This is a genomic window from Rheinheimera sp. F8, from assembly GCF_001518915.1.
This window is the reverse complement of the sequence record NZ_CP013656.1, coordinates 725,231-746,151: the sequence shown is the minus strand read 5'-3', so window position 1 is coordinate 746,151 and position 20,921 is coordinate 725,231. Positions and strand designations below refer to the sequence as shown.

Here is a 20,921-nt window from a genome sequence, read left to right as displayed (position 1 = left end):
CCGCCATGAGTGAGTATTAGAGGTGGCACTTTTATTCCCTTCTCAGAGCTCAGAGCGCTCATTCGGGAAATTGCAGATACACGGGCGACCACAAGGGTCGCCCCTACCCCTCCGGCCCTTCGCAAAGCTCAGGGCGTTCAGTCGACGAAGCGCAACATTAGTTGCGCTTTGAAACCCCGACTTCACCCGTCAAAAAAGTTCGATAAGAACTATTGCCGCTGACCAGCTGATACGGATACCCGAGCGCATCTAAATGCTCGGCAATTTCCGCGTGTTCGCCAATTTCAAACCCAGCCAACACATCACCAGTGGCGGCGCCGTGGTTGCGGTAGTGGAATAAGGTGATGTTCCATTTCTCGCCGAGGGTGTTGAGGAAGTTCATCAGTGCGCCGGGGTATTCCGGGAAGTTGAATTGGTAGACTTGTTCGTTGACCAGGCGCGGTGGCATGCCGCCGACCATATGGCGCACGTGCAGTTTGGCCAGTTCGTCGTCGGACAGGTCCTGAAACTCATACCCAGCATCCGTTAGTGCTTGCGTGACTTGGGCCAGTTCCTGGGCGCCGTTTCTAAGCTTAATGCCGACAAAAATATGCGCTTTGTTGTCCGAGGCGTAGCGGTAGTTAAATTCGGTGATGGCGCGGCCGCCGAGTGTCTGGCAGAAGCGGCGGAAACTGCCTTTTTCTTCCGGGATAGTGACGGCGAATACCGCTTCTTTTTTCTCACCCAGTTCACAGCGCTCGGACACGTATCTGAGCGTGTCAAAGTTCAAATTCGCACCGCTTAATACCGCGGCCAGCTGCGTCTGCTCAGTCACATCGCCGGTCTGGCTATGTTGCTGGGCGTATTTTTTCAGGCCCGCTAAAGCCAAAGCACCGGCCGGTTCGGCCACAGCGCGTAAGTCTTCAAAGATGTCTTTGATCGCAGCGCAGATCTCGTCGCTGGAGACTGTCACCACTTCGTCGCAAAACAGCTGGGCCAGCTTGAAATTTTCAGTGCCGATGCGTTTGACCGCGACGCCGTCAGCGAACAGGCCTACCCGGTCCAACGTCACAGGTTCACCGGCTTTCAGCGCGGCATCTAAACAGGCGGCGTCGTCCGGCTCTACGCCAATCACCCGCACATTCGGCAGTACCGCTTTGATATAGACCGCCATACCGGCCAATAAGCCACCGCCGCCAACCGGAATAAACACGGCGTTTAACTGGTTGTTTTGTGTCAGTAATTCTTTGGCGACAGTGCCTTGCCCGGCAATGACATCGACATCGTCAAACGGCGGAATGTAAATGGCGCCGGTGCTTTTTGCCAGTTCGATGGCGTGGCGGTTGGCTTCATCAAACGCCGTGCCGTGCAGCAGCACATTGCCGCCAAAACCGCGCACCGCGCTGACTTTGATTTCCGGCGTGGTGATTGGCATCACTATCGTTGCGTGCAGACCCAGTTTGCTGGCTGACAACGCCACGCCCTGCGCATGGTTGCCGGCGGATGCACAAATAACGCGGGTGCTGTCCAAAGTGCCGGAAGCTGAAGCTTTGGCCGCTACCTTGTGCAGCTTATGAAAAGCGCCACGCAGCTTAAAGGAATACACCGGCTGATGGTCTTCGCGTTTCAGTTCCACCTGGCAACCTAAGCGTTTGCTGAGTTTTGGCATCGTCTGCAGCGGGGTTTCCACCGCCGCCTGATACACCGGCGACAGCAGGATTTCGCGCAGATAATGTTGTTGCAAAGCTGCGCGTTCGTCTGCCGGATGGGCATGGAGTGCAGCAGCGCCCTTTTCTGCAACAGACACGGGCACTTGTTGTAACGCAGTCATTTTTTTCGCCTTTCTGATTGGCCGGCTTTGCTTTTAAGCAGCAAACGCCGGCCTGAAACTATTAGTCTTCCAGCTTGGACAAATCGCGCACTGCGCCTTTGTCGGCCGAGCTCGCCAGTAAGGCATAGGCTTTTAAAGCCGGGCTGACATAACGGGTGCGGTCCACCGGTTTCCAGCCTTGTTTGCCTTTGGCGTCCATGGCGGCTTTGCGCGCCGCCAGAGTTTCGTCAGAAATTCGAATATTAATACTGCGGTTCGGGATATCGATGTCGATGCCGTCGCCATCTTCGACCAGCGCAATAGCGCCGCCGCTGGCTGCTTCCGGTGACACGTGGCCAATCGACAGTCCAGAAGTGCCGCCAGAGAAGCGACCGTCGGTGACTAAAGCACAGGCTTTGCCCAGGCCCATCGATTTTAAGTAGCTGGTTGGGTACAACATTTCCTGCATACCCGGGCCGCCTTTTGGCCCTTCGTAGCGAATGACCACCACATCACCGGCTTTGACCACGCCGCCTAAAATGGCGGTCACGGCGTCGTCCTGCGATTCAAACACCCGCGCCACGCCGTTAAACACCAGGTTGTCTTTATCCACCCCGGCGGTTTTGACGATACAGCCGTTTGGTGCCAGGTTGCCGAATAACACGGCCAGGCCACCGTCCTGCGAGTACGCATGTTCTTTGCTGCGGATACAGCCGTTTTCACGGTCATCATCCAGTGTCGGGTAGCGGCAGTTTTGCGAAAACGCCTGGGTGGTGCGGATCCCGGCCGGGCCGGCGCGGTAGAAATCTTTTACAGCTTGGTCTTGCGTGGTAACGATATCAAAACGGCTTAACACGTCGCCAAGTGAACTGCCGGCCACATGCGGCGTGTCCGGGTTGACCAGGCCAGCGCGTTGTAACTCGGCCAGAATGGCGACGACACCACCGGCGCGGTGCACATCTTCCATATGGTATTTCTGCGTCGACGGCGCCACTTTGGATAAATGCGGCACGATGCGCGACAGCCGGTCGATGTCGGCCATGCCAAAATCGACTTCGGCTTCAATGGCGGCGGCCAATAAGTGCAGCACTGTGTTGGTGGAACCGCCCATCGCGATATCCAGCATCATGGCGTTTTCAAAAGCGGTTTTATTGGCGATAGAACGCGGCAGTGCGCTGGCGTCATCTTGCTGATACCAGCGGCGCGTCAGCTCCATAATGCGGGTACCGGCACTGATAAACAGCTCGCGGCGGTCGGCGTGCGTCGCCAGCATCGAACCATTGCCCGGCTGGCCTAAACCTAATGCTTCGACTAAACAGTTCATCGAGTTGGCGGTGAACATGCCTGAACAAGAGCCACAAGTCGGGCAGGCGCTGCGTTCGATTTTTTCGCTGTCTTCATCCGACACTTTCGGGTCGGCGGCAGACACCATGGCATCGACTAAATCGAGTTTGATGATTTGGTCTGAAAGTTTAGTTTTGCCGGCTTCCATCGGGCCACCGGAGACAAAAATCGCCGGGATATTCAGGCGCAGCGCGGCCATTAACATGCCCGGGGTGATTTTGTCGCAGTTGGAAATACAGACCATGGCATCAGCGCAGTGGCCGTTGACGACATATTCGACTGAGTCGGCGATGATTTCGCGCGACGGCAGGCTGTACAACATGCCACCGTGGCCCATAGCGATACCGTCATCGATGGCGATAGTGTTGAATTCTTTGGCGATGCCGCCGGCGGCTTCAATGGCTTCTGCCACTAATTTGCCCAAATCGCGCAGATGCACATGGCCCGGCACAAATTCGGTGAACGAGTTCACCACGGCGATGATCGGCTTACCAAAGTCGGTGTCTTTGACACCAGTGGCGCGCCACAAGGCACGGGCACCCGCCATATTGCGGCCTTCGGTGGTCGTGGCTGAACGTAATTTAGGCATGCAATTTACTCCTGCATAGGCAAATTTAATGATGCGGCGCCAGCTTTTGTGTATCTGGAAGATGCATGCGCCAGCATCGGGTTTTGGGTTCAGGGCCACTTGGTTGTAACGTCACCGCCTGTGGCAGTGATCATGCCGGGCTCTTATTTGTTGCCCGTGCTTTTTTTGTTGCCGGATTTCGGTCCGGCACCGTCTATTAAATACTTGCTGCTGTCACGTTGCTTCACTGGGCTCTGGTGAACACATGGAGCAGACCCTCTGCGGCAGGGACGCCGCAGAGGAGCCTACAAGGATGTATTCACGGCGTGTCTGCGGAATGTTTCGCCAGAGTCCAGCACAACGATATCGCCTTGTTCTTCAAGCCCGCAGCGCACCGGCTTCCGCTTGGTGCAGCTCCAGATCCAGCACGTCGTACAGCTTATTCAGCTGATTGACCAGCAGGCTGATCGGCTTGTCGCTGACCACGCTTAAGGTTATCAGTAAACCAGTCAAATCAGCCAGCGGCTTTAATTCAAGGCCGGCTAAAGTAAAACCGCGGTAGCGCGTGACTTGCAATAAACGTTCAATCGCGACGGCTTCATGCCGGGTGTGGATCGTCAAAGTATGCTGGTGGCTTTTGGCTGCGTTGCTCATGGTTATTCCTCCCACTGGGGTAAGTCGGTCATCATGTCGTGGTTGGCGGCACCTGGCGGTACTAATGGCCAGACGTTGTCCGTTTCGTCGATGCGTACGTGTAACAAATAAGGGCCTGGCCAGCTGAACATGGCGTCTAAGGCCGATTCCACTTCGTCTTTGTGGCTGATGCTATGGCCGGGAATGGCAAAAGCAGCGGCTAAAGAGACAAAATCCGGGTTGTCGGATAAATCGGTTTCGCTATAACGGCCGGCGAAAAACAGCTGTTGCCATTGTTTCACCATGCCAAGGCGCTGGTTGTCGATCACGACGATTTTGACCGGCAGGCGGAAGCGCTTAATGGTCGCCAGTTCCTGCACGTTCATCATAAAAGAGCCGTCGCCGGTGACCAGTACGCTGGTATCCTGCGGCCGCGAGATTTTGGCGCCAATCGCCGCTGGCAAGCCAAAGCCCATAGTGCCTAAGCCGCCGCTGGATAAATGGTTACGTGGTGAGTTAAAGCGCATGTGTTGCGCCACCCACATTTGGTGCTGGCCAACGTCGCAGCTGACCACGGAATTGTCCGGCATCCGTTCACTCAGCTGTTTCAGCAGCAGTGGCGCGTAGATACGCTCGCCCGGATGGTCGTAACGCCAGCCGTGTTTCGCTTTCAGCGCGGCGCAGTGCGACTGCCATGCGCTGTAATCTCCGGCTACTGTCATGGCTGGCAAAAGCGCTTTTAAATCGCCTAACATGGCAACTTCGGCAACACGTAATTTGTTGATTTCTGCAGGGTCGATATCGATATGAATGACCTTGGCTTCAGGCGCGAATTTCTTCAGATTGCCGGTCACCCGATCATCAAAACGCGCGCCTAAACAGAGCAGCAAATCGGTTTGTTGCACGGCGATATTCGCCGCCTGCGTGCCGTGCATGCCGAGCATGCCTAAATACAACGGGTTGGTTTTTTCCACCGAACCCATCGCTTTTAACGTGGTGACCGAAGGCATACCGGTGGCGGTTAAAAAGGCATTCAGTTCTGCCAGCGCGTCGGCCATATGCACGCCACCGCCGATGTAGGCCATCGGTTTTTGCGCCTGCTGCAGTAAAGCGCGGGCAGCGGCGATCTGTGTGGCCAGGCCGGAGCAATCTGGTGCAGCGGTGGCTGTGGTCAAATGCAGCGGTTGGTAATCCACTTGCGCTAACTGCACATCTTTTGGGATATCCACCAGCACCGGGCCGGGCCGGCCGCTTTGCGCTAACACAAAAGCTTCGCGTAAAGTTGCCGCTAAATCGGCGACATCGCGCACATAAAAACTGTGTTTGGTGCAGGTCAGGCTCAGGCCCAATACGTCGACTTCCTGAAAGGCATCTGTACCGGCAACCGCTTGCGACACCTGGCCGGTGATGGCCACCACCGGCACAGAATCCAGCAGCGCGTCGGCTAAGGCGGTGATGAGGTTGGTGGCGCCAGGGCCTGAAGTGGCCAGGCAAACGCCAGTCTGACCGCTGGCGCGGGCATAACCGATCGCGCTGAAGCCGCCGCCTTGTTCATGGCGGCACAGGTAGTGTTTAACCGGGCTTTGGTAGAGCGCGTCGTAAATCGGCATGATAGCCCCGCCCGGATAACCGAACACGGAATGCACACCGTGCTCTGTTAATAATTTCACTACCAATTCTGCGCCTGTCATACCCGTATCCTCTGTCTTGCCGGCCTGTGCCGGCTATCGTCGCTGTGCTAATCCGCCCATTTCCGCCGCCTGCGTTTTTTCACTGGCCCAGAAAGTACAAAACCCCCGGACCTTGCGGTGCGGGGGTTTTGTCGGAATCTGATTATTTTACGGTCTCAGTCCCAAACAGCAGCCCCCGCGGCGACTAATAATCACCACGTTTACGAGGACCACAATAATGTTCAGGATGGTTGTTTTACGCATAATGTTTGTAGCAATAACTCTGTTGGTTATATGTCTGAAAATGGCTATGACAACTTGGTCATAGCGAAACGCTATTAGAAATAGCCGTCTGCATGGCCTAAGTCAACAGTTATTTTCCGTTTCGACAAAATCAGCCGTAAAAACGTCTGTGGATTAACATTTGTACAGAGCCTGGCGACAGAATCTACATCAACCCGCGGCTTGGCAGTGTGGCTATGGATTGGGTAGACTCAGAGGATCCGCGATTCAGGCCGGCGCTGCCACAACTTCAGGTGCTATGGACCAACTCGAGCTGTTTGACTTACCCAACCCCTGTATCGGGGTGTGCCAGAGCAATAACCGCGGTTATTGCATGGGTTGTCTGCGCTCGCGTGATGAACGCTTTAACTGGCATCAGAAACCGGCTGCCGAACGCGCCCGCATCCTGAAACTGCTGGAACAACGCCGCGCCCGCCGCGATGCGGCGCGGCTGGCCGGTAAACCCGATACCAGCCTTGAAGCTGATCAACCGCCGTCCACACCAGATTTATTTGGTTTCTGAGCCCAGGATTCATCGGCTGCTGTTAAGGATCAACCAGCAAAGCGAAGCGCAATTCAAAAGTGGTGCCGAGTCCTTCCTGACTGCTGAAACTAATCTGCCCGCCCATATATTCCACCAGTTTTTTACTGATCGACAACCCAAGGCCGGTGCCGGGATGGCTTTGCTCAGGTGGCTGATCCAGCTGGGTGAAAGGCTCAAAAATTTTACTCTGTTGGGCGGCCGGAATACCAGGACCCTGGTCCTGCACGCCGATAATCAGCTGATGCTCCTCGCAGCGCGCCCACATCATCACCACACTGTGCTGCGGCGAAAACTTCACCGCGTTGGATAGCAGATTGGCGATCACTTGTTGCAGCCGGTCCGGATCCAGATTCACCACCGCATGCGGCGCCTGGTCGTTAAACAGGATTTTGGAGCCAAATTCCTGCGCATAACCCTGCAAATTATGCGCACAGGCGCGCAGTAACTGGCTGGCATCCACAGGAATCGCTGTCACTTCGAGCTTGCCTTGTTCAATCTTTTGCAGGTCAAGTAAGTCATTGACTAAAAACAACAAACGTTCTGAATTTTGCTGGCAGATCCGCGCCATCTCTTCGGCGCGTTTTGGAATGTCGCCCAAAGCGCCGCCCATAATTAAACCGATACTGGCACGGATAGCGGTCAGTGGGGTGCGCAGTTCATGGCTGACGTTGGCGATAAATTCGTTTTTATGTTGTTCAGCCAGCGCCTGGCGGCTGATGTCTTCAAATACGGTGATGCCATAGCCAATCTCACCCGTTTCGAGATAACCGGGCCAGCCCCAGCAGCGCACCACGGTCTCGCCACTACTGGTTTGCAACAACGCGGCATCAATAAACAGATTTTCACCGCGCAGTGCCGCCATCGCCGGTAACTGAGTCGCCCGCAGTGGCAGGCCGCTGGTTTTGTCGCGCAGGTGCGCCATCATTTGCAACGGCACGCCGGGCTGACTGTCCTGACCAAACAAGCGGCTCGCTGCATGATTGTGGTAATAAGTTTTTTGCTGTAAATCAACCACTTCCAGAGCTAACGGCAAATCATCCAGCCATTGCCGGTATTGGTGTTGTGTCACCGCCATCAATCTCTGTTGTTGTGCCTGGACCGCGCGATGCAGGATAAACACCATCATCACCGCGGTCAGCAAAAAGTTCAGCCAGGAACTGACACCCTGCATGTATAAATCGAGATTGGTTTGGGTGTGCAACAGCCCCGAGCTGTAGCCAATAAAATTCGCCAGGAAGATGGTCAGCGCCAGCGCACAGACCAGATACATAGAGCGCTCTGAAAACAAAAAGCCGGTGATGAGGCAGCCGCAAATTAACCAAAAAGTACCGTTGGCTGCCAATCCAAAGCTATACAAACCGCCCGCACCGAGCAGCAGCATCACAGTGATAATCAAAAAGCCTTTGAACTGCACGGATAAACGTTGCCGGTTCAGCGCAGTGATAATCACCAATGTAGCAATAACCAAATGCACCGCGTACAAATTAAGCCAGCCGGTATGAAAGATCCGCAACAGTGACACCGGCAACACCACAGCGGTCAGGATTAATAAATCGCGCCACAACGAGTTGAGAAACTGATCGGTGATCTGGAGTTTTTGTTGTTGTAACCAGGACGGTGGCTTGGACTGCTGCAAGATTAGAGTTCGCTTATTCAGAACGACTGAAACGTTAAAAGTAGAACGCCGTAGTCAGATTGCCAGCGAAAAACTGCAGGCGGTGCAAGATCAAACGAAAGAAGCGGCGCCCGGCCCTTTAAAAAGTCCGCTGTCACTGCACTTCCACACAAATGGGGTGCGACTAACATCAGTCACAGGGGACCGGGGGACTTGCTCGGAACCAGGGCGCCAAACACGGGAAATTGCAGCGGCTCGATTGAACCGCTGCCGGATGATCAGTTAAACCAGCTGCGCAGCTGCCAGGCAGACAGTTGGGTGGCAGTTGCTTCCGCTTCGTTCCAGCCGTTTTTCAGACTGTTATCCTGCAGTAGTTCCGCCGGCAACGCCTGTGGCTCCGCCGACAGGTTCAGCAGCACAATGCTCTTTTTCCCTGCCAGTTCGCGGCTGATTTGCAGCAATTTGCCGTCATTCAGCACTTTTGCTTCATAGCTGCCGGCGACGCCAAATTCGGCACGTTGTTGTTTTTGTGCAATCAGGAATTTGTACAGAGACCACAGCGATTTGGCATCTTGTTGCTGGTCCGCCACCGTCACTTTGGCGGCCAGCTGCGCTTGCAGAAACGGCGTCCACCAGCTGGTTTCACGCTGTGGCGGGAACAGTTGGTCTGATTGCACCCAGGCATTTGCCGCTGTGGTGAAACCGGCCTGCGGGCTTTGGTCCCACAACATTGGCGCGCGGCGCTGAATATGTTCGGCATCCGACGCCTGATTCAGACCAATTTCTTCACCGTAATACAGATAAGTACTGCCGGGTGAAGTCAGCAACATCGCAGCCGCCAGCTTGGCTTTGGCCAAATCGCCCTGTAACTGCCAGCCCAGCCGGGGTTGGTCGTGGTTGGTCAGAAACGGGCTGAAATAACCCATCGCCACACCGGCAGCTTTCCGCGCGTTGAAATTGGCCTGCAGCAATGGTTCGGTAGCGGCTGCTCCAGCACTATTCATAGTGCCAAATTCAGCTTTGACCCCACCATTGCCTTGCAACAGCTCCAGCACTTTATAACCAAATTCAAAATCAAAACCGGCATCGAGCGCCTTGCCATCACCGGCGTATTTGGCTGCCACCGGCAGGTCGGCCCAGGCTTCACCAACCAGCATCGCGTCTGGCTGCACTGACTTGACGTATTGGGTAAAATCTTTCCAGTATTCGATGGTTTCCGCAGTATCAGCCTGACCATCCGGCCCGGTTTCAATGGCATACCGTACCGCGTCTAAGCGAAACCCTGCCACGCCTAAATCCAACCAGTATTTCGCCATTTTTTTCATCTCAGCGACCACATCCGGATGGGTCAGATTCAGATCGGGCTGCGACGCGCCAAAGGCGGCGTAATAATATTCTTTGCGGCCTTCATGATAATGCCAGACCACTTTCGGGTCGGTTTTGCTGGCGTCCCAGGCTGGGCCCCAGCCATCAGTTGGCAGATCTTTGCGCCAGATAAAATAGTCTTTATACGGCGCTTCACCGGCGGCAGAACGTTTAAACCAGTCGTGTTGGTCTGAGATATGGTTAATGACTAAGTCGAGGATAATGCGGATATTTTTTGCTTTGGCTGCATCAATCAGCGCTTTGAATTCCTGCTGACTGCCGTAGTCGGTTTCGACCTGATAAAACTCGGTAAAGTCATAACCGTGGTAACTCGGCGCTTCAAACATCGGTGTGAGCCACAACGCATTGACGCCTAAATCGGCCAAATACGGCAGCTTCTGTGTGATGCCGTTAAAATCGCCGGTGCCATCAGCGTTACTGTCGGCAAAACTGCGTGGCCAAATCTGATAAAACACCGCGTCCTGCCACCAAGGTTTAGTGGCTACGACTGTTTGTGTTTGGCTGGCCTTTGCTTCGGTAGCCATTGGTGCAGTGACAGCCGCGCTAACAGGCTTGTTGGCCTCAGGGGCTGGCTGGCAGGCTGACAACAACGCCGCCAGCAATGACACTTTCAGTGCAGGTACAGCACGGCGACAGGCAAAAGCGACAGGGGAAAAGGCAGTACGCAGCGTTGTTCTGGTCATGGGCGGCTCCGGTGAATAAAGACCGCCTCAGCTTAGTCGAAGTCAGCGTACCGCGAATAGCACCGCTTTGGTGCAAAACCACTGCATACGTTTGCAGTGGCTTTGGCTGTGGTATGCATCAGGCAAAAATCAGTGGCCAGTCAGACGTTTACCAAAAGAAATGGCATAAGCGGCTGAGCGCATCGCCAGAATAGGATCAGCACTCGGGCTGATGCCGCTACTCAGCACGTTGGGGTCAAAATTCACCTGGTCGCAAGCGTTGTCGCCCTGCGAACGCAGCGTTACCAAACCGGCATCCAGCGTTTTGCGTGACGCTGGCCACTGCACGGACGGGTCCAGCAGATTATCGCCGGCCTCAGCCAGCACCAGCTGCAACTTAAATTGCACCGGCCCCTGCTGGAGCTGCTTTGCCAGTCGCTGTTGCAGAAACTCGCTGGGTTTAGCGGCAATTTCAGCAGCAGTTAACCCTTTCACCCCATCCACCGGTTGCAGCTGCCAGCGTACGGCCTGCTGCTGATCATTTTGATTCGTCAGCATAAAGCTATGCAGGCCAAAGTATGGCGTATTGGCATAACTGGCCGGTGGTGGTGTGCTGGCCAGAAATTTGGCCTGCGGCTGGGTATCCGGATGCGCGGCGCGGTACGCGGCCACTTTTGCCAAATCCGGTTTACCGTCTGGCCCCGGGATCAGCGTTTTTAACAAACCAAGAAATGACTCGGGATCTTTGGCACCAAACATCGGCGTCGACAGCAAGGCAAAATGCTGCAACTCGCCGTTCTTGAGCTTGATTTGCAGCGCCAGCCCACGCGGTGAGCGGCTGTTTTCGGCGGCTTTCGGATTACCGCCCGCCATCGAAAAACGCCCGAGCAACGGGTAAGTATCGCCGCTGAATAACACAGATTTACTATAGGGTTGGATGGCGGCTGCGCCCTGAAAGTCACCGGCAACACAAAAGCCTTTGGCGTGGCCTTTGCGCACGCCAGGGTGCTCACCAAAAATTTTGGCAAAGGTATCAATAAATTCTGGTGCGGTGGCAGATTCTGCACTAACGGGTAGCGCCAGGCTCAGCAACATGGCAACAATAAGTGGTCTTAACCGTGGTTTTACTTGGGGCATTTTGGGTCCTTGGGCAATTGAGCTACATAGCTTGTAGCCCACCGGACCGGCAACTTGGGCATTTGTGTGCAGGGACTGCGGTCAAGTGCTGAATATCAGCGACAACAGCCCGAAATGGTCCATGACGGGCTTTATTGAAAGCATCAACGACGGATTTTCCGCAGCACCTGCCGTAAACCGGCAAAACGCTGTTTATCGGTTTTTTTCCGTACATTCAGTGCCGGGTGCCAGGCATTGAGCGCCAGGCTGATCCGGGTCTGCAGCCCCAGATAAGGGTTCACCCGGTGTCCCAGCCAGCTCGGGAAGATGTACATATCACCATCTTGCGGTGTCACAGCGAAACTCTGCTCCCGTAACGGCACTGGACTGTGAATATTCAGCGGGCAACTTTGTTGGTTGATAAACACCGTTTCGCCGCCAACACCGGCGCCGCCACAACGCAGATAATAAAATGCACTGACGACAACGCCGCTACGGAAGTGATCATGCGCTTTATTAAAATGTCCGGTTTCATTGCAATTCGCCCAAATTTCCATTTGCCACAAATCTGGGTCCAGTGGCGTCTCAAGGGCGAAAAATTGTTGCGCCCAGGCCGACAGATGGGCAGGAATTGTATCGGTAAATTCCCGTATCGCCGGCTCCTGTCGATCCTGCAGCTCGGAAGGCGAATGCCAGCCGCCAACATTGGTTTTACTGACCGACGGTAACTGCTCACGCAGTGCCAGAACTTCATCAATCAAGGCGGGATTTAAACGCTGCGCCTGTGGCCAGGTTACTCTGAGCACCTGGCTTGGAAACAACTGCAGTAACTGATACATATTAACGTCAATCTTCTAAGAATCTGTCACGATCTTATCAACAGTTGCACCACCGTGCCAATTCACTGCGTAAGCTTTTTTGCCTGTTAGCAGCTGAATCAATTAAGTTTATTCTGAAACCATCAAGCCTCTGTTAAACTGCGGCAACTGATTTTGTTGAAGATCAAACCGCCCTGATGCAACTGCTGAATCTGCTTGAATGTGCTGACTTTATACCGACCATCGCCAGTTGGCACTTTACCGAATGGCACGCTTTGTTCCCGCATAAAACGGTGGAGGATTTCGCCGCTGACCTGCGTGAGTCATTGCAGCGGGATGGGCTGCCACAAACCTGGGTATTGCTCGATGGACAGGGCGAACCGATTGGCACTGCGTCTTTGTTGCTGTCAGATATGACCACCAATCAGGATTTAAGCCCTTGGCTGGCCAATATCTACATTCATCCGCTACAACGCGGCAAAGGCTTAGGCAAACAAGTGGTGCTGCATGTGATGGCAGAGGCGCGTCAGCGCGAGCTCAGAAAGCTGTATCTGTTTACTGAAGACCAGCAGGCTTTTTACGAAAAACTGGGCTGGGAACTGCACCACCGCGAGTTCTATGAGAACCATTGGGTCGCGGTGATGCAGTATGAGTTTTTCTGATTAGCTAGCACCAGGCTGATAGTGATAGGCGTAATACACCACCGGGATCACCAGTAACGTCAACACCGTCGACACGCCTAAACCGGCAATCAGCGCCACCGCCAGACCACCGAAGATCGGGTCATCCAAAATAAACATCGCGCCTAACATCGCCGCCAGTGCAGTCAGGATAATAGGCCGCGCCCGCACCGCGGAAGCGTGCACCACGGCCTGCTCCAGCGCGACACCGGCGGCGGTTTGTTGCTGAATGGCATCGACCAGCAAAATCGAGTTGCGCACAATAATGCCGGCCAGCGCAATCATGCCAATCATCGATGTGGCCGTGAACTGCACGCCGAGCAGCCAATGGCCCGGCATAATGCCGATAATCGTTAGTGGAATAGGCGCCATGATCATCAGCGGCACGCCGTAGGATTTAAACTGCGCCACCACCAGCAGGTAAATCATGATAAGGCCGACGCCATAAGCGATACCCATGTCGCGGAAAGTCTCAAAAGTGATTTGCCACTCGCCGTCCCACTTGATGCTGATCTGGTCGGTATTGGTTGGCACACTGAATAGTTGTTGCGCAGGCGCCGCGCTTTGTTGTGACAGCGTGGCTTTCACATCCAACATGCCGTATAGCGGGCTGTCCGGGCCACCGGCCAGGTCGGCTGTGACAAATACCACTGGTCGTAAGTCTTTGCGATAAACCGTATTTTCCCGCGTGGTTTCGACTTTGCGCGTCAGTTCAGACAACGCAATCAGCTGGCCGGTCTGGCTCACCACCGGCAACTGGCCAAGCGCTGTCCAGTTGGCCAGCACGCCTTCGCCCAGTTGCAGTTCAACCGGTGTCAGCTGGCGTTTATGATCGTCCCGGACAAAAGTCGCGATCTGACCGGCTACCGCCATCTGCAAAGTCTGGTTAATCGCTTCGACCGACACGCCAAGTAACGCGGCTTTTTGCTGATCAGCGATAAGCTGCCAGCGCGGCTGCGGCGCTTCGACCGTGCTGTCGATATCGACCAGCAGTGGCGTTTGGGCAAACTGCTGTTGCAGCTTAGTCGCGGCTTTAAGCTGCGCGGGATAATCCGGGCCATAAACTTCGGCGACCAGTGGCGCCATCACCGGTGGTCCGGGTGGCACTTCTACCAGCTTAATACTGGCGCCGGTGCTTTGTTCGAGTTGGCTCAACAGCGGACGCACGCGCAGCGCAATGGCATGGCTTTGTTCGTCACGTTGATGGCGGTCTTGCAGATTGACCTGCACGTCACCCTGCCACGGCAGCTGGCGCAGATAATATTGCCGCACCAGGCCATTAAAATTCATCGGTGCCGCGGTGCCGGCATAGGTTTGTAAATGGGTGACTTCCGGTAAGGTTAAAAGCGCGGTACTGACCTGATTCAGCACGGCCTGGGTTTGCTCCAGTGTGCTGCCTTCCGGCAAATCAACCACCACCTGAAATTCAGATTTGTTATCAAACGGCAGCATTTTCAGCACCACCTGTTGACTGGTGACCAGCAACACCGACATCGTGATCGCCGCCAGTAAGCCAACCAGCAGTTTCACCCGGTTATTACGGCCGGCCCGCGCCTGCAACATCGGTTGCATCAGCCGGCGGAAGAAATGCTCGAGTTTTTCATCCTGTGTTTGATGGGCGCCGGCCGCTGGCGTGCGGTTGGCGAACATTTTCAGGAACAACCAGGGCGTAAAAATAAAGGCGACCAACAGGCTAATCAACATGCCCATACTGGCATTGAGTGGGATCGGGCTCATATAAGGCCCCATCAGACCGCTGACAAAAGCCATCGGCAACAAAGCGGCAATGACAGTGAAAGTAGCCAGAATAGTCGGGCTGCCGACTTCTTCAACCGCCAGCGGTACGGCTTCAGACAGCGGTTTGCCACCCAATAACCAGTGCCGGTGCAGGTTCTCGACCACGACAATGGCATCGTCGACCAAAATACCAATCGAAAAAATCAGCGCAAATAACGACACCCGGTTCAACGTAAACCCGTAGGCCCAGGATGCAAATAACGTCAGCGCCAATGTGATCACGACAGCAGCGCCAACGACAATGGCTTCGCGTTTACCGAGTGCCAGGCCAACCAGCAACACCACCGAAGCGGTAGCGAAAATCAGCTTATGGATCAGCGTGTCAGCTTTGTCTTTAGCGGTGACGCCATAATCGCGGCTGATACTGAGTTCAATTTCCTGACTTAAATAACTCTGTTGCAGCTGCGCCAGTTTGTCCTGCAAGGCGGCAGTGACATCCACCGCATTAAAACCCGGTTGTTTCGCCACGACTACAGTGACAGCCGCAGAACTCAGTGCGCGGCCATCCGAACCAACCGGCTGCAGATGCTGCACATAGGTATCAGGTTCAGCCACCCCGCGGCTGATGTCGGCAACGTCGCGCAAATACACCGGCAACAATTCACCTTGTGCACCGCTACGCACCGCAACCACCAGTTGCGCCACTTCATCAGCGCTGGTTAAAAAGCTGCCGCTTTCCAATTGCACCAGCTGTTGCGGCGCCAGCATCGCCTGGCTGCTGCGCACTGTCCCGGCTTGCTGTAACGCCTGACTTAATTGCGGTAACGACAGCTGATAAGCGCCTAACCGCGCCGGATCCAGCCGCACGCTGATCTGTTCGGCCTGGCGGCCAATGGTATAAATATCGCGGCTGCCGGGCACTTGCTGCAGTTGCTCTTCCAGCGCATTGGCGGCGGCTTGCAGCTCAGCCCGGCCCAGCTGCGGGTTTTTACTCCACAGCGTGACGGCAAAAACTGGTACATCATCGATGCCTTTGGGTTTAATCAGCACAGGACCAATATTGGCAGCAGCGGGCTGCCAGTCGGCTTTGGCATAAAAAGCGTTGTATAAGCGCACTAAAGCGTCCGTACGTTTTTCACCGACTTCAAACTGCACGGTCAGCACGGTGCGGCCAGGCTCAGACACTGAATACACGTGTTTGACGCCGGCGATTTCGGCGATGATTTTTTCTGCCGGTACCGCCACTTGTTGTTCCACCATCGCGGCAGAAGCACCTGAATAGGCAATAAATACATTGGCAAATGTCACTTCAATCTGCGGTTCTTCTTCGCGCGGTGTGACCAGCACCGCAAACAGCCCTAATAACAAACTGACCAGCGCCAGCAGCGGCGTGATCTGATTCTGTTTAAAGGCTGCCGCTAAACGGCCGGAGATCCCAAGGTGCATTATTGTGGCTCCTGCACTGCAGCATTTGCCGCCGGTTGCAGGCTTTGCAGCATCGCCTGCGCATCCAGCGCGATTTGTTGCCCTGCTGTTAGGCCGGATAGCAGCTGGTACTGCTGGTCATTCATTTGCAATACCCGCACTGGTTGTAACAGCGGGTGAGATTGCTGCTGCAGATAAACCATTGCCACTTCACCGCGCCATAACACAGCGCTGGCCGGCAACAATAATTGCTGCTGGCTGCCGGTTTGCAGTTTCAGTTTGGTCCAGCTGCCCGGATACAAGTGCTGCGCGCTGTAATCGGCCACCGGCAATTTCAGCCGCAGCAGAAAACTATGACTGAGCGCATTACCCTGTGGCGCGATAGTCAGATCGGGCGCGCCCAGGCTGAGTTGACTGCCATTGACCAATTGCAGCTCGGCCGCGCTGCTTTGCCGCGCAGCCTGTAATTGTTGTTGCGGTAACTGCGCCGTTAACCGCAGGTGTTCCAGGCTCAGACCGACCAGTAACGGTTTACCGACGGTCGCCAGTTCGCCCAGCTCAACCAGCCGCTGCTGTAAAATGCCGCTGTAAGGCGCACGCACCACGGTTTGTTCCAGTTGCTCTTTCGCCGCACTGGCAGCGGCACTGGCTTGCTGTTGACGGGCTTTGGCAGCATTAAAGTTGGCCTGTGCCAAATCCAGTGCAGCTTTGGCCACCAGGCCCTGCTGATGAATTTGCTGCACCCGCTTCAGCTCTTTGTCCTGTTCGGTGAAACGCACCTGCGCTTCAATAAGCGCAGCTTCGGCCTGCGCCAACCGGGCTTTTTGTTCGGTATCGGTAAAACGCACCACCACAGCGCCTTGCGGCACGAGGTCGTTCACATCAAACGGCAGCTCAATGATCCGGCCCGAGGTTTGGGCCGATATGGTCGACTGCGCTACGGCTTCAACCAGCGCCGGCAATTCCAGCCAGACCGGCTGCGCCTGTGGCGTCAGTGTGTGCCAGTCAGTGGTGGCCGCTGACAGGGGCTGTACAGTGATCATCATCGCGCTGATGACCCAGGTGGCTGAGGCTGTCAGCTGCCGGACCAATCGTTTCATCTGCATATTGCCTCCAAATGTGTTGCGTTGCTGCTGTGTGGCATTTCCATACGCTAGTGCTCTGGCATAGTTCCCCGGCACTTTCCCTGAGGCAGGAACAGTATAGTCGCCACACATTGCATTAGATAAATTTAATATAAGTATATATTAGAAAATTCTAATTAGAAAGTGACCTGCCTACAACTCGAGCCAGCCGAAAAACCAGATTAATAAAATGCAGTCGTGATCAAATGATGTGGGATGGTTGGGGCGCGCAAAGTATTTAACCCTGACGCTTAGTCAGGGTTAAATACTTATTACAAATTATAAGCTTATTTGAATGAAGCGATTTCGTCCGCGCTCAGAAAACGATATTCACCTTCGGCCAGACTTTCATCCAGCGCCAGCGAACCTACACGTTCGCGGTGTAGCCGTACCACTTTATTGCCAATGGCGGCAAACATACGTTTGACCTGATGGTAACGACCTTCATGAATAGTCAGCAGGCATTCGGTCGGGCTGACTATTTCCAGCTGCGCCGGTTTGGTCAGATCTTTTTCACCGCGTAGCATCACCCCTTCAGCAAACAGCGCAATAGCAGTGTCTTCGACCGGATCTGCCAGCCAGGCGCGATACGTCTTAGCACACTGATGTTTCGGACTGCTGATTTTATGCGACCACTGACCATCGTCGGTGATCAGCAGCAAGCCGGTGGTATCCAAATCTAACCGTCCGACGGTATGCAATTTGTCGGCGTTAGGTTCGTCCAGCAGCACAAACACTGTGTTGTGATCCGGATCGTCTGTAGAGCAGACATAACCGGCTGGTTTATGCAGCAGGATATAACGCGGGCCGGTCAGTTGCAGCGGCTCACCATCGTACAACACGCTGTCGGTGTCTCTAATCTGCTGTGACGGCTGTTTGCACAGCACGCCATTCAGCAGGATCTCGCCCTGGCGGATCAGTTTGCCGGCCTGACTTCGCGTCAGTCCGGTGCAATCACAGACAAATTTATCTAAACGCATTGGTATATGGTCCATGACAATCGGGGCGCCAGTGTACTGAGGCGTCCGCGCGCCTGCAAGCAGCGGCAGGCTGCTGTTACAGCGGTTTTAAGCCGTACAGACTGAGCCGGTCCAGCCAATATTTCTGGATTGTCAGTCGTTGCAGTGCCTGTTCAAACTGTGGATATAGCTGCTGATAATCCCGGGTAAACAGAATTTGCCGGCGATAGGCCGGATAAGGCTGGCCAGTAATTTTCAGCTTGCCAAGATATTGGGTTTGCCTGCCGTAATATAAAAAACTGGAGCGGGTGATCACCACATGCTCCAGTTGTTTTTCCAGCAAGCGCGTCAGATTTTCTTTATCCGAGTCGGCATCAATACGCTGTAATTTGCCCTCCGCAATCAACTCATTTAAACCCGGATAGCTATAACCGCGGATGGCGCCAACCCGGCTGCCAGTCAGTTCTGTCAGCTGCTGGATTTTGTGTGTATGTTGATAAGGCGAGACAAAGACTTCGCGATCGCTGAATAAAGTACCAGACCAGAGGTAGGGCTCTGCGTCTGCCTCAAACCAAGCCGGGTTAGTCCACAATGCGATGGTCGGCAACTTTGCCGCCAGCCGCTGGTTCAGTTCAGGTCGGCTGATTTGCTGCAGATTCAGTTGATACTGATCACCAAGTTCCTGCTGGAGCGCACGCAGCAGATCATAATTCAGTCCGGTTTCATTCTCCGCGTTGATCACAAAAGGTGGCGCATTGTGATACGCATACAAAGTCACCACTGTCGTGGCAGTCGCCGGGCTCAGCCAGCACCAGAGAATAAACCAACACCAATACCGCATGCACTGCCGCTCCAAAGGACTCCCGGTTTTAACCTTAGCTGTCATCCCGTCGATACGCCAGCCGGCCAAATGTTGCCGGTTTGTAGCAAATGAAAACCGGACAAACTGGTCCAACCCTGCATTGGCGCCTGTTGCCGCAGAAAACAATGACCTGTTGCATTGCTAACCTGTTGCTAACCGCAGCGCGGCTTTTCTCAGCGTTTTTTGGTTGCAATTACCCCGTGCTTTCCTCTACATTGCTGCTGCCTCTGTCTGACTTCTGCGCAACAGCGGGACCGGGGTTGCCTGCCAACCCATATAATTATTAAAACGAATGATTCACCGACGAGAACATCATGACTGATCAATTAACCGCCCGGGGCAACTGGGGCTCACGCATCGGCTTTATTCTGGCCGCAGCTGGCTCAGCAGTAGGCCTGGGTGCAATCTGGAAATTCCCTTATGTCGCAGGTGCCAATGGCGGCGGCGTATTTTTACTGGTGTACCTGGCTTGTGTGTTTTCGGTTGGTGTCGTAATGATGCTGGCTGAGATGATGATCGGCCGCAGCGCGAAAAAATCAGCCACCTCGGCTTACCGGGTACTGGGCCAGGGGAAATGGCACCTCGCCGGCTGGATCTCGGTTCTCTGTGTGTACTTAATTCTCGGCTTTTATTGCGTCGTCGGTGGCTGGACCATTGCCTATATCATCGAAGCAATCAAAGGCGACATCCTGACCACAGATGCCAAAGTCCTCAGTGATACCTTTACCAATTTTATCGCCGACCCCACCGCAGCGTTGATTTACACAGCGGGCTTTATGACCATTACCGCTTTGATTGTGGTGGCCGGGGTGCAATCAGGCATCGAGCGCATCTGTAAAGTCCTGATGCCTGTGCTGTTTGCGCTGATGTTATTCCTTGTATATCGCAGCCTGAGCTTACCGGGCGCTATTGAAGGCGTGATGTACTTTATTACGCCGGACTGGAGCAAACTGTCGATTAAGATGGTGTTAGATGCGCTGGGTCTGGCGGTGTTTTCACTGTCGGTTGGTGCCGGTCTGATGATCGCTTACGGCTCCTATTTGAGCGAAGAGACCAAAATTGTCAACGCCGGTTTATGGATTGCAGGCCTCGCGACTATGGCGTCGGTACTGGCTGGCCTGATGATTCTGCCGGCCGTATTCGCCTTCCACGTTGACCCGGCCGCAGGCCCCGGTCTGACCTTTATTACGATGCCGGCCCTGTTTGCACAGATGGCTGGTGGCCAATTACTGGCGCTGGTATTTTTCAGTTTGTTGCTGTTTGCCGCTGTCACTTCGTCCATTTCGATTCTGGAACCGGCGGTCGCGTTCCTGATTGACGAATACGGCATTGCCCGTCGCACAGCGACATTGGTCGTGTCTGTTTCCAACTACGTGATTCTGGGAATACCAGCGGCCCTGTCGTTTGGCAGCATGGCCGAAAGCATGAAAGTCTTTGGCAAAACGCCGTTTGACCTGATGGATTTTGTCGCTTCGAACCTGCTGATGCCACTGGGCGGAATGTTTGCCGCCGTGTTTGTTGGCTGGGCAATTTGGCACAAAATCAAGCCAATCCTGCAGGACGAAATGCACAAACACGTGCTGACAGGCTATCGGCTGCTGGCTGCCGTGGTCGCACCGCTGCTGATTGCAATTGTGGCTTATATGACGATTAAAGGCTGATTCAGCCTGCAAACAATAAAGCCAGCATAACTGCTGGCTTTTTTTA

At 54.5% G+C, this 20,921-nt stretch carries 15 protein-coding genes; 3 read left to right on the top strand and 12 right to left on the bottom strand.

The annotated features are described in order from the left end of the window. Positions 1-157: 157 nt before the first annotated feature. The 4 genes from ilvA to ilvG all read right to left on the bottom strand — a co-directional run bounded on the left by ilvA (position 158) and on the right by ilvG (position 6,025). Complete coding sequence (gene ilvA, locus ATY27_RS03365; RefSeq protein WP_244151431.1) at positions 158-1,723, bottom strand: threonine ammonia-lyase, biosynthetic; 1,566 nt, start codon at positions 1,721-1,723, stop codon at positions 158-160. A gap of 148 nt (positions 1,724-1,871) precedes the next feature. Next, the gene (ilvD, locus tag ATY27_RS03360) at positions 1,872-3,722 is read right to left on the bottom strand and encodes a dihydroxy-acid dehydratase (protein WP_208932750.1); all 1,851 of its coding nucleotides are present in this window, start codon (positions 3,720-3,722) and stop codon (positions 1,872-1,874) included. 357 nt (positions 3,723-4,079) lie between these two features. After that, on the bottom strand, positions 4,080-4,355 hold the full coding sequence (ilvM, locus tag ATY27_RS03355; protein WP_208932749.1) for an acetolactate synthase 2 small subunit: 276 nt from the start codon (positions 4,353-4,355) through the stop codon (positions 4,080-4,082). Positions 4,356-4,357: 2 nt separating this feature from the next. Then, on the bottom strand, positions 4,358-6,025 hold the full coding sequence (ilvG, locus tag ATY27_RS03350; RefSeq protein ID WP_208932748.1) for an acetolactate synthase 2 catalytic subunit: 1,668 nt from the start codon (positions 6,023-6,025) through the stop codon (positions 4,358-4,360). Positions 6,026-6,545: 520 nt separating this feature from the next. On the opposite strand from ilvG, the gene ATY27_RS03345 reads away from it, so the two are divergent. After that, entirely contained in the window at positions 6,546-6,809 is a 264-nt protein-coding gene (locus tag ATY27_RS03345) for a DUF1289 domain-containing protein (protein ID WP_208932747.1), read from the top strand. Positions 6,810-6,831: 22 nt separating this feature from the next. Here ATY27_RS03345 and ATY27_RS03340 read toward each other — a convergent pair whose 3' ends face one another. The 4 genes from ATY27_RS03340 to ATY27_RS03325 form a co-directional block, all read right to left on the bottom strand. Further along, a complete protein-coding gene (locus ATY27_RS03340; protein WP_208932746.1) occupies positions 6,832-8,466 on the bottom strand; it encodes a PAS domain-containing sensor histidine kinase in 1,635 nt (544 codons plus the stop codon). A gap of 257 nt (positions 8,467-8,723) precedes the next feature. After that, positions 8,724-10,514, bottom strand: coding sequence for an alpha-amylase family glycosyl hydrolase (locus ATY27_RS03335; protein WP_244151402.1), 1,791 nt, complete (start codon positions 10,512-10,514; stop codon positions 8,724-8,726). 129 nt (positions 10,515-10,643) lie between these two features. Next, on the bottom strand, positions 10,644-11,630 hold the full coding sequence (locus ATY27_RS03330; RefSeq protein ID WP_208932745.1) for a catalase family peroxidase: 987 nt from the start codon (positions 11,628-11,630) through the stop codon (positions 10,644-10,646). Positions 11,631-11,773: 143 nt separating this feature from the next. Further along, positions 11,774-12,448, bottom strand: a complete 675-nt coding sequence (locus ATY27_RS03325) for a putative 2OG-Fe(II) oxygenase (protein ID WP_208932744.1) — start codon at positions 12,446-12,448, stop codon at positions 11,774-11,776. Positions 12,449-12,624: 176 nt separating this feature from the next. Here ATY27_RS03325 and ATY27_RS03320 point away from each other — a divergent pair, with 176 nt between their 5' ends. Continuing rightward, positions 12,625-13,089 carry a GNAT family N-acetyltransferase gene (locus ATY27_RS03320; protein ID WP_208932743.1) on the top strand — a complete coding sequence of 155 codons (465 nt, stop codon included), beginning with the start codon at positions 12,625-12,627 and terminating at the stop codon, positions 13,087-13,089. Here the strand turns inward: ATY27_RS03320 and ATY27_RS03315 are convergent, their stop codons facing one another. From ATY27_RS03315 to ATY27_RS03300, 4 genes are all read right to left on the bottom strand, one after another. After that, a complete protein-coding gene (locus ATY27_RS03315; RefSeq protein ID WP_208932742.1) occupies positions 13,090-16,290 on the bottom strand; it encodes an efflux RND transporter permease subunit in 3,201 nt (1,066 codons plus the stop codon). After that, positions 16,290-17,369 carry an efflux RND transporter periplasmic adaptor subunit gene (locus ATY27_RS03310; protein ID WP_208932741.1) on the bottom strand — a complete coding sequence of 360 codons (1,080 nt, stop codon included), beginning with the start codon at positions 17,367-17,369 and terminating at the stop codon, positions 16,290-16,292. Before ATY27_RS03310 ends, ATY27_RS03315 begins: the two co-directional genes overlap by 1 nt. Positions 17,370-17,680: 311 nt before the next feature. Next, entirely contained in the window at positions 17,681-18,373 is a 693-nt protein-coding gene (rsuA, locus tag ATY27_RS03305; protein WP_208932740.1) for a 16S rRNA pseudouridine(516) synthase RsuA, read from the bottom strand. A 76-nt stretch (positions 18,374-18,449) separates the two neighbouring features. Continuing rightward, positions 18,450-19,193: a transporter substrate-binding domain-containing protein gene (locus ATY27_RS03300; RefSeq protein WP_208932739.1), complete on the bottom strand. Its 744-nt coding sequence runs from the start codon at positions 19,191-19,193 to the stop codon at positions 18,450-18,452. Positions 19,194-19,528: 335 nt separating this feature from the next. Here ATY27_RS03300 and ATY27_RS03295 point away from each other — a divergent pair, with 335 nt between their 5' ends. Next, positions 19,529-20,875 carry a sodium-dependent transporter gene (locus ATY27_RS03295; RefSeq protein WP_208932738.1) on the top strand — a complete coding sequence of 449 codons (1,347 nt, stop codon included), beginning with the start codon at positions 19,529-19,531 and terminating at the stop codon, positions 20,873-20,875. Positions 20,876-20,921: the final 46 nt, after the last annotated feature.